Consider the following 14,192-nt stretch of genomic DNA (forward strand, 5'->3'; position numbering starts at 1 on the left):
CAAGGAAATTGAGCATCGCCCAATTTCCCCATCCCTGACTCCAGAAGCCTAAGAGGAATTTAACTAAAACAAACTATGCCCAAGACTTGGAACATTAAGATAGATATACTAAAAACGGATGATTGCTAGACTTTTGCCCAGGCAAAAATCTTTGTATATCAATACTCTTGGCGATTTTAAAACTAAAGCTGCAACCCGTCTTTAGTATAATCCAACAAATATAGAATGCAACAGTGCAACAATTAACTCGTTGTATGAAAGCGGTAAGCGATCGCCCAGCGTCTGGTAGAGTTGCCATGCCGGAATGGCTTATCGCTTCAAAAAGAAATCTGAGTAGGTCATGGTGAGTGTCCTTTTATAGCCGCCATAATCGGACAGTTGCTTCCAAATAAGGCGTTGCATAAAAGAGCAGATGAATTGAGGTTATCTACTATGCAATGTTCACATTGTAGATCTACGTAAATTCCGAAAAATGGAATGCCAAATTTCTTTGTGTACCATAGAGGGCGCTAGGAGAGGGAATAAAAGCAACAAGAGAAGCAGAAGAGAAATGTGGCATATGATGCTCGAATGCAGATTATGTATGGGATTCATGCTCCGTGTACACACCCCAAGCCCAGGCTTAAAATTCCTGATACATAGAAAATTTACTTTGAATGAACTGCTGCGGTTCCTACCCCTAAAAGCAAAATTCCTGCACCAATTAATAAGAGAAAACTAGGTATCTCTCCAAAAATTATGTAGGCGAATATGCTTGAAAAAACTGGTTCAAACATTACAGCTAATGTCACGATAATTGGCGAAATCCATCGGAGCGACCAATTTAAACATGTTTGACCAATAATCTGCGATAATACAGCCATCAAAAAAATATATAGATAAACAATTGCAGGATAACCTGTATAACCACTATCAAAAAAATAGGGTAAAGGCAGTAAAATGAATGCTGCGGAGCCATAGGCAGTTACTGCATAAATTCCAGTACTCAATCCCTTACTTTGTGCTTCTCTACCTGCTAAGAAATAGATGCTATACACCCATGAGCCAATCAAGGCAAGAAAATTTCCTAAAAGTGGATTTTTAGCAATATTATTTGCTGTTATAGCTCCATCATAACCAATCAATAATCCACCAAAAAGTGCTAATGATATGCCTAATAGTGTCAGACGTGATGGCTTTTCTTTAAAAAATATCCAAGAGAGTAACACAACCCATATAGGGTTAGTAGTGACTATAGTTGCGGAAGCTGCTATCGATGTGTAAGAAAGAGATAAAAACCAAGTGACATAGTGAATGGCCAAATATATACCAGCAATTACAGCATAACTAAAAGCTCCTAGTTGAGGTTTTAATTGAGATAAACCTTTCCATAATGGAAACATCAATAAAGAAGATATTATTAATCGAGAAGCTGATAAAAAAATGTGAAACCCAATTCCATCTAATCCTGTTTTTTTAGTTGAAAGTCTAACAAAAATAGCAGCAATAGAAATTCCTATAACTCCTATCAAAAGAGCCAAAGTAATTTTTATAGGTGAAGGTTTTACTAATGAGATTTTCATATTCTGAATATCCTAAATACTGAATAAATTGTCTAAATACGCTGTTATATTATATAAATATAACAGCGATGTATGCTAGTTTATAACTCGGTAAAGGTAATCACTAAAGTATCCCGGTATCCTTCTTTTTCACTTGAAAATGGGCTAATAGGTGAGACACTATGTCTGAGCTTAATATCATCTAATAAAGCACAATCTAGAGGCTTTTCTTAGTTGTAAGATATTGCTCATTTATTGTTTTTGGTCTACCGATAGGAGGTTCATTCCAGAGATGTGCTTTCCCAGCCCGTGCCATAGCTATCCAATAACGTGCTGTGTCTTGAGAACATTCAAGTGTCTGACAAATTTGTGCTTGAGATTGTCCTGCATCTACCATGAGCATAATTTCAATCCGACAACGGTACTCTGGACGTAAATCCGGTGTGAGATGCCTGAGTAAAAATTGACGCTGAAAAGGTGTTAAAATAGCTTTTTGTTTAACTGACGTGCAATTGAGACAAAGAAATGGATCGTTTGATTGCGGCATAGTTGCGTTAATTGCTTGTAAGTAATGGCGATGAAGCAAGTTATTGATAGGGAATTTTTTACTGCTTCTGTTTTTATGTATCTCCAGGTACTCAGTCAGGGATGCAAAAATTATGGTTTACTCAATCTCGTCTCATCTGCCAAGGCACGCAAAGTGACTTAAGATCCTAAGTTTTTGTCCTCAATGAGTTTTTGCCATACAAGCTAAAACTGCATAAGGTAAGTGACTCTGGAGTTAAGAATCAATGTCAGGCGATACTGCTGTTGATGGTTTAGTTCAAATACTTATGGGTGTGGCATCACGATATTGGCAACTAGTGAAAATTGATGGGGCAGGACGGCGACAGGTTCAGGAAATAAGTCCAGCTAAGGCGTTTTTTGTAGATGTGTTCCCAGCGATCGCCTCCGGTGGGGGGAACGGCATCCCACATAATACAGATAGTCATCATGTCCCAGATGCAGAAATTCAACTCCAACTGCTGCAACTATCGCGGGATGCACCTGCTGATAGATGTTTGTTAGCACAACGTTGTCTACTATGTTTTATATCTTGGCAGATTGAGCAAGTTTGCTCACAATTGGCAGCCAACTTTGGGAGTGTTCACGGTTTCAGTTGTGCTGATTTGCTGCCTTACGTCCTAGATGATGATGGCAGACTACAACCGAATGGCACTTATCAATCTCTTTCTCAAAAGATTTTGCAGAGTTTTAACCCACAACAAAGCAGTCTCACAACCTGGACAACTACCAAAGTCAAACACGATGCTGCACTCAATCAATTTTTGCTGGAGTGTGGAGTTTACATGGTGAGTGACTGGGCAATTCTCAATGATACTCGACCTCAACAGCTAGAGCGCATTTTCAGAGAATTTTACGCTTTGACACCTCCAGAAATTCAACAAGCGCAACAGCTTTTAGAAAGCTACCATGCTGTTTATCGGACAGCGCGTCTGCAACAGCGATCGCTCTCGATTGGGGGAAAATGTACTACACCGACAACTCAACAACTACAACAAATCGCCACTCTTCTCCAAAGTCAAACTAGTCAAACTCTCAAGAGTGAGACTGTGATGACACAACTGCAAAAACTCGCGACTCAACTAAGAGAATACCGGATTCATGTCCGGGGTGGGTTTTTACCGACAAAATCTCTAGATAATATTACTGGTGATGAGTATACTGACACTACCAAAGCATTAGATAATGAAGATGAACAAACAGAGTTTTTGCAATTATATCGCCCCCAATTTCTTTTTTGTTTAGAACAAGCATTGGCTATGGTGACTCAATCACGGGTAAATAGATTACAACGGAAAAAGGGTGAAAAAGCCAAAAAGTTTTTGCAAGCACTCAAGTTATTTCACTGTCAAAATTTACGCATGACAGAAATTGCTGACAGCGTGGGATTACGCGCCCAAGATGCAGTAACTCGTTTGCTAAAACTCAAAGAATTTCGTGCTGATGTTAGACAAGAGCTTTTATTATTGTTATGCGATCGCGTTTTGGATTTAGCAAAAAACTACTCTCATCCAGACAGGCTGATAACTCTAGAACAGCAAATTAAACTTGCTCTTGACGAACAAATTACTCAGGTTATAAAAGAAGCAGGAAATCAATCTCAAACAGCAAAAATAAACACAATAGAAAATGGTCTGTTTAGTGAAAGACTCTGCCGTTATCTCGATTCGCTTAATGAGGAAATATGAATAAATTATCTAAAAATGCTCCGCAGATGCGGCTAGATTTTGAATCTTTACCAACAGCCGCCATTACTCTCTCATCTAACCAAATCAATCAGGCAGTAGAACTCAGTCAGCAAATTCCCAGCACATCTCGGCAGTGGCAAACTTATATTCATGCTTTAGCACTATTTGCTTTTGAACAATGGCTAGAAGAACGCGCCGATTCTCTAACCATTAATCGGGAACAATGTACAGTTTTGCAGCCACCACTTGCGAATGCGATCGCAGCCGTTGTCAATTTGCAAGTTGGTGAATTTAAACTCTGTCTGATTCCCACTGGTAGCCTCACTGACTTAGAAGTGACTCTAACTAAAGTAGTCGTAGATTTACCAGAATATGTTCCTCATTTTTATGTATTGGTAGAAGTTTTAGAAGAACAAGAATCTGCCGTGATTTCTGGATTTATCTCCTATCAAAAATTAATAGAAAATCAGGTAAGAGCGAACTTACAGTCTGAGTCAGACTGGACTTATCAAATACCTTTGAGTTGGTTTGAAGATGAACCTGATCGCTTGTTGTTATATTTGCGTTGTTTAAAATCTGAAGCAATAACTTTACCAAATATCAATAGCAAACGCACTCAGATGTTATCGACAATGGAAGGTGAATTAGTTACATTATTACCGCAGTTACAATCACCTGAATGTGAGCTTTGGGAAGTATTGACTTGGGAACAAGGAAGTGCTGTTTTGACTAATCCAGAATTACTCAATTGGGTTTATAATTTGCAGCAAACACACAATACACCCAAAACCAACTTAAAAGATTTACTCAAATTATTGACACAGCCAGCCGTGAATGTCGGACGCTGGTTGTGGGATGAATTAGATGAATTAGGACGGGAATTATCATGGGTGCTGTTACCTAGTTTGACACCTGCAATCAGAATGCGAAGTCCTACACAAGAATTTCAGGCAATTATCACCCAACTTCAGCATAGAGGTGTAGAAATTCCCTCCCAGTCGCGGGGTGCTTATCATGATTTCCTATTAGCAGGAATTCCTTTAAGGCTATATGCTGTCACTTGGCATATATTATCTGAATCAGACACCCATTTATGGACATTATTGTTAGTCTTAGGTACAGCTTCACATGATGCTTTACCTTCACATTTAAAAATGCGAGTGAGTGATCAAACCAGCATTTTATTAGAACAGGGGACAAATCAAGAACAGGGAGATTCTTATTTGTTTACTCGTGTGGTTGGTGGCTGGGATGAGAAATTTCTGGTGAGTATGAGTTTAATGGATGGTATGGAGTTGACCTTACCTCCATTTGCATTTTATCCAGTGCGTAAGCTACGCCAGGCGTAGGCATCGCTTTAGATTATCTGATTACATTTTTGGCAATGGTAATCATAGTAGGGTAAGCACATCTAAATTACACTTGACAAAACAAAATACGCTTATCCTAAATTATACCGCTTCTGGTTTGAGTAAGGTACAAGGTAGCGGCGCACCGAGTGCCACAGCGCCAGTATTAATTTTTAACTTATTGTTTGGTGTTGAGTTGAACAGTAGTTACATTTTCATCATCAAAAGCTGACTTACTTCTCCGTAAGGGGGCAAATTCTGAGGAGCATTACTAAATTGTTAAAAACCTAATTAAAATCATCCAAACTTCACACTAAGAAAGCAAATTTACTGGTTAGATATAATCAATGCCGAAAATCAAGGCTTAATTATCTGCTTTGTAAACCGCAGAGGAAAAAAGTTTGTGTATATGTTTGAAATGGATATTATCAGTGCCTATCGGCGGTTAATTTTTAACTAGTTCGGTGGGTTTAAGTCCCCCGGTTGTATAACCGGCAGGTTTTGTGGCTCTTTCTAAATCCCCGTTACAAAACTGTACTTCCGACTTCCGACTTCCGACTTCCGACTTCTTTAACTATGACTGCTTCTACCTTTTTTCTAAAAGTTCAACAGTTTGATAAATTTTGCTCATTTGAATTATCTTGGGGTGTGGGGCAGAATATTGGTGTCACACTTACCTATCCTGAAAATCTGACGGTGCTGTACCAAGAATGGCAGCAAGTTTATCTACGTTTTTATAACACATCACTGCGAGGAAGTGTAGAGGAAATCGGTAGTTTTGCTGCACCATCTATTGATTGGCACGCTCATTTAGTACAAGCAGAAGCACAACTTTTATATGAATTTCATCATTGGTTACGCAGTGCAGAATTATATGAAATTCGGGTAGAGATCGCTGAAGTAACCAAAAACAGTGATAATCCCTATATTGATATTTTTCTAACTTGCAATCCTCTAGAATTAGCACGATTACCGTGGGAAGTCTGGGAAATTGGCACAGAATTTGCTCTCGATTCTAGTAAAATACGTATTGTCCGCACACCCCTAAATAGACGGCAAACAGTAAATACCAATGCTTACCATGCCCGGAAAGCTAAAATTTTAGTAATTTTAGGAGATGAAAGTGGTTTAGATTTTCAAACAGAAAAAGCAGCCGTAAGTTCCCTAGAATCCTTAGCTCAAATTACTTTTATTGGTTGGCAACCCCAGGAAAGTATCACGGAATTAAAAACCAAAATTGTTCAGGTCATCGCCTCACAAGCAGGCTGGGATATTTTATTCTTCGCCGGTCATAGTAATGAAACAAATCTGACCGGGGGTGAATTCGGAATAGCCCCTAATACAACTTTGTTAATTAGTGAGATAGAAGAATCACTAACTATTGCGAAATCCAAAGGATTACAAGTTGCTATTTTTAATTCTTGCAAAGGTTTGAGTATTGCTAATAAGCTCATAGACTTGGGTTTAAGTCAAGTCGCGGTTATGCGAGAGCCAATTCATAATTGTGTTGCCGAGGAATTTTTTCTACGATTTGTGCAAGCTTTAGCTGAATACAGAGATGTCCACGAATCATTATTAGCAGCATCGAAATATCTAAAATTAGAAAAGAATTTTACTTATCCGAGTGCTTATCTCATTCCCTCTTTGTTTCGCCATCCAGAAGCAGACTTATTTCGCCTCCAACCATTTGGTGTCAAGCAATTTTTTAAGAGTTTGAAACCAAATCGTCAAGAAGCGATCGCACTTTCAGCTTTGTTAATAATTAGTTTACTATTGCCAGTGCAGAGCTTTTTATTACAACGACGTGTACTGGTACAGGCTTTCTATCGTCAAATTACCCATCAAGTTGCAAATGTTGCAAGTCCACCGCCAGTGCTTTTGGTGCAAATTGACGAAGAATCCATTAGAAAAGCTAAAATATCCAACCCTAAGCCGATGAATCGTCAGTATTTGGCGAGTTTAGTTGACCGACTGACGGCTAATAACGCTAGGGTAGTCGGTATCGATTATCTCCTGGATCGGCCTCAAGAGCAAGGCGATCGCATTCTTGCCAAATCTATTCAAGCTGCTGTAGGTTCTTCACCCAGTCCAACATTGTTTGTGTTTTCTGCAACTTCTGAGGATAGCGTATGGCTGAGGGTACTACCTGAGATTGCTAGTCTTAATTGGAGTTTAGAAGGGGAAATTGACAATTATCCTTGGTATATGCAACTGTTACCCCATGATGATTTTCAGTCGCAGCCTTGGCATTTTGCTAGTTTATTAGCTCTTGGGCATCAACTGCAACAAATTCCCAATGCACCACAGCCAAAACTAGACAGCAAAATAGACTTTTTTCACCAGATTAGTGATTTTTTTAAAGATGGTAATAAAGCTAATCAAACGATTTTGAGATCAGAGCGATCGCATCTGCAATTAGTTACAGCTTTAAGTTATTCTCTCAAGCAAAGTTGGTTACACCCAATCATTGACTTTTCTATTCCCCCTCATCAGGTATATCATTCCATTCCGGCTTGGCAATTATTAGAAAATCAAGCTGTTGCTCAAAGCTTACAGCAGCAAATTGTGATTATCGCACCGGGAGGATATCACGAAGCTGGGATTGTTAAAGATGGTGATGATACTTTTCAAGATTCCGAATCACCACCTGCTATTAAATATTGGCGGAATCAAGAAAATCCCATTAACAAAAGCAAGGTATTCACAGGCGGTCAATATCATGCTTACATAGTGCATCATCTCATAACGCAGAGATTAGTTGTGCCAATTCCCGATTTATGGATGATTGGCATAGCGATATTGCTGGGCAAAACTATATATTTACTGCGACAAAGAAAGCAGTTTTCTGCATTGCAATGGTTAATATTTACCAGTATTATTACAGGGTTATATGGACTGGTTAGCTTGCAAATTTACATTTCTGCAACTGCAATCCTATTACCTTGGTTTTTACCATCCATAACATTATGGTCTTACGTTTTACCTACTGTTTTCAAAAAGAAAAGTCATGAATAAACTTCTATTACATACTTTGGTGCTATCAACTATAGCTTTGAGTACTGCACCTGTTCTATCTAATCAAGCAACACCTGCTAAGAAAAATTCAATACAACAAATATTTTCTTGGACAAATATTTCCCAAATTCTATTTAGCAAAAAGCCTCCTGTTGAACCGCGCAAAGGTGGTTCTCGTGATCCCATCAATATTTGTATGGTTTCCCCAGATGCTCCCGCTAAACTCAGAATTGTTTGGAGCGATCGCCCGTTATTTATTTGGAAAGGTCGAGTGCAAACAATAGCAGTACGTCCAATAGATAGTGAGCAAGACTTATGGAATCAACCAGTAACACAGACTCAGAATATTACCTATCAAGGTCAACCACTACAACCAGGTCAAAGTTACGAATGGATGGTCAACTCATCGAGGTTCGTCCCATTTCAAATTATGGAGACGCAACAGCGCGATCGGATCACAGCAGAATTGAAAACTTTAGAAAATCAACTGCAAGCACAAGGAGCAGATATTGAGGCGATCGCTCTTGCTAAAGCCAAATACTTTGCTGATTCTAATCTGTGGTCAGATGCCTTACAGCAAGCTTACTTGGTGCCAAATCCTTCAGATGGATTGAAGGAGATGATCAAAAATATCGATAATTTGTGTGACGTACCGAAATCAAACGAGAATAATTCCGCAACTCGTTAGGATATAGCTCACATTTTGCATAACCTCTCAACACTCAGAGATATATACCTGTGAGCAGCAATAAAACCTCTGCAATATTTAACATTTTAGGAGATACGAAAATGAAGGTTTTGAAATTAGCAGCAATAATTTTAGTATTTGGAACATTGACTTTTGCACCCAAAGCTGAAGCTAAAAGCTTGTTGAACAATCGACAAGTAATAGCACAAGTGAATGACTCAAAAACTGAAAATACGAATAATGTTGAAACATACATGAAACGCGGTTTTGATCGCTTAGAATCGAAAGATTATCAAGGAGCCATTGAAGATTTTAACCAAATACTGAAGATTGAACCTAACAATGCTTATGCCTACGTTGGTAGAGGATTAGGCAATTTTAGTTTGGAAGACTATCAAGCAGCAAAAACAGATTTTGACAAAGCTTTGGAAATTACTCCTGATATTGCTTATGCTTATTATTTCCGAGGTTTTACAAACGTTGCTTTAAAAGACAAACAAGGTGCGATCGCTGATTTACAGAAATCATTCACACTGTTTAAACAACAAGGTAATCAGGAATTCGCCCAAAAAGCCACCGACGCAATTGAGAAGATACAGCAGAGTTAAACTCTGTTGCATAATTCTGACGACCTATGCAGCAACCGGGTTTTGCAATTGTTTGTCCGTAAAATCCGGTTTTTATTGAAATATCCGCTCAATTTTTGCATATCCTTTAAAAGCTGAGAAATATACAACACTGAGTCAGTCTGCTGGAGAGTTCCTCAATGCGCCACCGCCTTAAATACCTTACCGTTGCTACAGTCCTATTTCCCCTTGTCACCTTGTCACCTTGTCTCCCACTCTCCTCTCCCTTAGTGGTGCAGGCGCAAACGACACAACAGCCTAGTGCTGAAGCTTTGCAATTATTGCAAATTGGTATTCAACAATATAAGAATGGTGCGTTACAAGAAGCATTACAAACATTTCAAAAACTACTTCCTATTCTCAGGACAAATGGGAACAAAAAGATAGAAGCAATGACTCTTAACGTTATTGGGAGAATTTATGTAAATTTAGGACAGTATCCCCAAGCTTTGACAGCTTGTCAGCAAGCTTTTACTCTAGCTAAACAAATTGGAGAAAAGGCGGAAGAAGGTGCTTCTCTTAATAATATTGGCAATATTTATAATAGTTGGGGACAGTCTGCCAAAGCTTTAGAGTTTTATCAGCAAGCCTTAACCATTAGCAAAAAAATCGATGACAAACTATTTGAAGGGCTAAGTTTGAACAATATTGGCACAGTTTACTCCAGTTGGGGAGAGTATGCCAAAGCCTTGGAATTTTATCAGCAAGCTTTAGTCATTTACAAACAAGTTGGCAACAAAACGGAGGAAGCAACAACCTTCAACAATATTGGCAATATTTATAATAGTCGGGGAGAGTATGCCAAAGCTTTAGAAGCTTATCAGCAAGCTTTAGCTATTGTTAAACAAGCCAGTGATAAAGCAGGGGAAGCTTCAACCCTTAACAATATTGGATTGACTTACAATAGCCAGGGAAATTACACCAAAGCTTTGGAATTGCATCAGCAAGCTTTAGCTATTCTCCAACAACTTGACAATAAACAGGAAGAAGCAACAACTCTCAACGCTATTGGATTGGTTTACAACAAACAAGGCCAATATGTAAAAGCGTTGGAATTTCAGCAGCAGGCTTTAAGTATTTTCAAACAAATGGGTTACAAATGGGGAGAAGCAACAACTTTCAATAATATTGGAGATGTTTACCGCAGTTTGGGAGAATATACCAAAGCTTTAGGATTGTTTCAGCAAGCTTCAACAATTTTCAAACAAATCGCTGATAAGGCAGGTGAAGGAACAACTCTCAACAATATTGGCTTTGTTTACAACAATCAAGGACAATATGCCAAAGCTTTGGCAGCTTATCAGCAAGCTTTAGCTATTCGCAAACAAATCAATCAAAAAGCATTGGTAGGAGAAAACCTCAATAACATTGGCTCTGTTTATGAAAACTTGGGACAGTCTGCTCAAGCATTGAAGGTTTATCAGCAAGCTTTAGCGATTCTCCAACCAATTGGCAGCAAAACAGGCGAAGGTAAAACTTTGAACAACATTGCCTTTATTTATAAGAATTCTGGACAGTACGATCAAGCATTGAAGTTTTATCAGGAATCTTTAACCATTCTCCAACAAATTGGTGACAAAGCCGGCGAAGGCATATCTCTCAGTAATATTGGAGAAGTTTATCAAAGGCAAAGACAATATACAAAAGCCTTTAACATTTATCAGCAAGCTTTAACTATTTTTAAACAAATCGCTGATAAAGCAGGTGAAGGCAAAACTCTTAATAATATTGGTGGGCTTTATTACAACCAGGGAGAGTATGCTAAAGCTTTGGAATTCCATCATCAAGCTTTAGCTATTGTCAAACAAGTCGGGGACAAAGCGGCGGAAGGAACATATCTCAATAATATTGGTTCAGCTTACGATAAATTAGGACAATATGAAAATGCTGAAAAAACGCTATTTACTGCAATTGAGATTTTGGAAGATTTGCGAAAGAATGGATTAACTGATGCTCAGAAAATTTCCATCTTTGAAAACCAAGCCGAAACCTACCGCTTTCTGCAACAAGCATTAATTGCCCAGAATAAAATTAATTCTGCACTAGAAGTGAGCGATCGCGCTAAAGCTAGAGCCTTTATTGAGTTATTAGCATCAAAGCAATTAGAGAAACCAAATACTCAATTAAATATCAAACCCCTGACACTCCAACAAATCCAAAACATTGCCAAAGCTGAAAACGCTACCCTGGTGCAATATTCAACGATAGGAGAGGATGCACTTTATATTTGGGTAGTCAAACCTACGGGTGAAATTGCCTTTCAGCAAGTTGATCTGAAAAAATCCTTGGATACTTCTCTAAAAAACCTCATTACTCTCAGCCGTCAATCTATAGGGGCGACGGAACGCGGCGCTATATTACCAGAACAAGTTGCAGGAGTTAATCAAACCAAACAATTACAAAAACTCTATCAAATACTAATAAAACCCATTGCACAATATCTACCAAAAGATTCTAACGCTCGTATCATCTTCATCCCCCAAAACTCACTGTTTCTCGTTCCCTTCCCCGCACTGCAAGATGAAGAAGGTAAATACTTAATTGATAAACATACTATCCTGACTGCACCTGCAATTCAAGTTTTAGAATTAACCCGCAAGCAGAAGCAAAATTTTAACAAGTCTGCAAAAGATGTGCTGGTTGTTGGTAATCCTACCACAGCTAACATTCCCATCACTAACGAAAAGTTAATACCTCTCCCTGGTGCAGAATTTGAAGCAATTCAAATTGCAGATTTATTCAAAACACAAGCAATTACAGGTAGCAAAGCCACCGAGACAGCCATTGTCCAGAAGATGACCAAGGCAAGGATTATTCATTTTGCTACCCACGGCTTACTCGATGATTTTAAAGGATTTGGTGTACCGGGTGCGATCGCTCTTGCTCCCTCTACTAAAGATGACGGTTTTCTGACATCAGGCGAAATTTTGGACATGAAACTCAACGCTGAACTCGTGGTTCTCAGTGCTTGCAATACCGGAGGTGGGAATATTACAGGCGATGGTGTCATTGGCTTATCGCGTTCTTTGATTACAGCTGGGGTTCCTAGCGTCATCGTATCCCTATGGTCTGTAGATGATAAATCCACAGCCTCATTGATGAGTGAATTTTATCGTAAACTCCAGCAAAATCCTGATAAAGCTGTGGCGCTAAGACAAGCAATGCTGACTACAAAAAAACAAAATTCTAATCCTCGATACTGGGCTGCATTTACCCTGATTGGCGAATCTGATTAACTCAATAACCTCTCTGCGTGATTAAATTACCTCAATAATATGCAAAAAAAATCATTTTCTCAAATCACCTCAATTACCCTAATTATCCTAGTAACTATCTCCTTCTCTAATCTAGCCAAATATACCAAAGTTTTGGCACAAACAACAGCCGAGCAATCGACCATATTAGAACCTCAAACATCAAATTATCAACAATTACAAAAAACTCTCATCTCTCAAAAAAAATATCAAGCAGCCTTAGAAATTTCTGAACGCAGCCGTAATCGTTCATTCGTAAATTTATTAGCCCAGCAATTATCAATATCAGAAGTTAATGCACCAAGTACCGAACAAATTAAACAAGTAGCTAAACAACAAAATGCCACACTTGTGCAATATTCCATTATTAATGATGAAGTGATTATTAATGGTAAAAAACAAACTAAGGAATCAGAATTGTATATTTGGGTGATTAAACCTACAGGTGAAATAGCATTTCGTAGCGTTGACATTAAACCACTATGGCAGAAAGAGAAAACATCTTTATCTGATTTAATTATAAAGAGTCGTCAGTCTATTGGTGTAGTAAGTAGTAATCTTAAAAGCGGCATTCAAAAAGTGCCGGATCACAATGTAAATAAGTCTAATCAAAGACTACAAAAACTATATCAACTGTTAATTCAACCCATCGCAGACCTTTTACCAACTCAACCCGATGAACACATCATTTTTATTCCCCAAAGTGAATTATTTCTTGTACCTTTTGCAGCCTTGCAAAATGCCAAGGGTAAATATTTGATTGAGCAACATACTATTGCCACTGCACCATCAATTCAGGTATTGGATTTACTTTATCAGCGACAACAGCAAAATAAAGGTGTAGCTAAAGATATGCTAATTGTCGGTAATCCTACCATGCCCAGCATTTCTTTAAAGCCTGGGGAGGCTCCAGAGAAACTATCGCAACTACCAGGCGCAGAACAGGAAGCAAAACAAATAGCTGAGATTTTCCATACCCAAGCACTCACAGGTGATGCAGCTACAGAAACCGCAGTTGTCCAAAAAATGCCCCAAGCCAGAATTATTCACTTAGCAACCCAAGGCGGATGTAATGATTCATCAGAAATATCTTGCGGACTTGCACTTGCACCTTCACCACAAGATGATGGTTGGCTAACATCTGAAGAAATTCTGAACTTGAACCTCAAAGCAGATTTAGTTGTGTTGAGTTCAAATGAGACAGCACTAGGCAAAATCACTGGCGATGGTGTGATTGGCTTATCTAGTTCTTTCTTCGCAGCCGGAGTTCCCAGCGTGATTGGTTCTTTATGGAGTGTACCTGATAAAGAGACTGCCTTTTTAATGATAGAGTTTTATCAAAAACTCAGTGAAAACCCAGATAAAGCTGCTGCCTTGCGTTATGCGATGTTAGCAACTATGAAAAAATACCCAAATCCTCAATATTGGGCGGCTTTTACCCTGATTGGTGTGTTGTAGTTCTAGATT

At 38.6% G+C, this 14,192-nt stretch carries 11 protein-coding genes; 8 read left to right on the top strand and 3 right to left on the bottom strand.

From position 1 onward, the window contains the following. Window positions 1–647 precede the first annotated feature (647 nt). The 3 genes from V7K76_RS28465 to V7K76_RS28470 all read right to left on the bottom strand — a co-directional run bounded on the left by V7K76_RS28465 (window position 648) and on the right by V7K76_RS28470 (window position 2,088). Entirely contained in the window at window positions 648–1,562 is a 915-nt protein-coding gene (locus tag V7K76_RS28465; RefSeq protein ID WP_334950841.1) for a DMT family transporter, read from the bottom strand. Between the two features lie 80 nt (window positions 1,563–1,642). Further along, window positions 1,643–1,738, bottom strand: a complete 96-nt coding sequence (locus V7K76_RS34710; RefSeq protein ID WP_442936178.1) for a hypothetical protein — start codon at window positions 1,736–1,738, stop codon at window positions 1,643–1,645. Window positions 1,739–1,758: 20 nt separating this feature from the next. After that, window positions 1,759–2,088: a helix-turn-helix domain-containing protein gene (locus tag V7K76_RS28470; protein WP_442936177.1), complete on the bottom strand. Its 330-nt coding sequence runs from the start codon at window positions 2,086–2,088 to the stop codon at window positions 1,759–1,761. A gap of 30 nt (window positions 2,089–2,118) precedes the next feature. On the opposite strand from V7K76_RS28470, the gene V7K76_RS28475 reads away from it, so the two are divergent. The 8 genes from V7K76_RS28475 to V7K76_RS28510 all read left to right on the top strand — a co-directional run bounded on the left by V7K76_RS28475 (window position 2,119) and on the right by V7K76_RS28510 (window position 14,183). Next, entirely contained in the window at window positions 2,119–2,250 is a 132-nt protein-coding gene (locus V7K76_RS28475; RefSeq protein ID WP_335030285.1) for a hypothetical protein, read from the top strand. Between the two features lie 82 nt (window positions 2,251–2,332). After that, a complete protein-coding gene (locus tag V7K76_RS28480) occupies window positions 2,333–3,793 on the top strand; it encodes a hypothetical protein (RefSeq protein ID WP_335030287.1) in 1,461 nt (486 codons plus the stop codon). Further along, a complete protein-coding gene (locus V7K76_RS28485) occupies window positions 3,790–5,142 on the top strand; it encodes a DUF1822 family protein (RefSeq protein WP_334950836.1) in 1,353 nt (450 codons plus the stop codon). The genes V7K76_RS28480 and V7K76_RS28485 overlap by 4 nt, the downstream gene beginning before the upstream one ends. Window positions 5,143–5,718: 576 nt before the next feature. Continuing rightward, entirely contained in the window at window positions 5,719–8,157 is a 2,439-nt protein-coding gene (locus V7K76_RS28490; RefSeq protein ID WP_334950834.1) for a CHASE2 domain-containing protein, read from the top strand. Next, window positions 8,150–8,845: a hypothetical protein gene (locus tag V7K76_RS28495; protein WP_334950832.1), complete on the top strand. Its 696-nt coding sequence runs from the start codon at window positions 8,150–8,152 to the stop codon at window positions 8,843–8,845. Before V7K76_RS28490 ends, V7K76_RS28495 begins: the two co-directional genes overlap by 8 nt. A gap of 101 nt (window positions 8,846–8,946) precedes the next feature. Continuing rightward, entirely contained in the window at window positions 8,947–9,453 is a 507-nt protein-coding gene (locus V7K76_RS28500; RefSeq protein WP_334950830.1) for a tetratricopeptide repeat protein, read from the top strand. A gap of 158 nt (window positions 9,454–9,611) precedes the next feature. Further along, complete coding sequence (locus V7K76_RS28505; RefSeq protein ID WP_334950828.1) at window positions 9,612–12,707, top strand: CHAT domain-containing protein; 3,096 nt, start codon at window positions 9,612–9,614, stop codon at window positions 12,705–12,707. 39 nt (window positions 12,708–12,746) lie between these two features. Then, entirely contained in the window at window positions 12,747–14,183 is a 1,437-nt protein-coding gene (locus V7K76_RS28510; RefSeq protein ID WP_334950826.1) for a CHAT domain-containing protein, read from the top strand. Window positions 14,184–14,192: the final 9 nt, after the last annotated feature.

The organism is Nostoc sp. (assembly GCF_036917975.1).
GTDB lineage: Bacteria > Cyanobacteriota > Cyanobacteriia > Cyanobacteriales > Nostocaceae > Nostoc.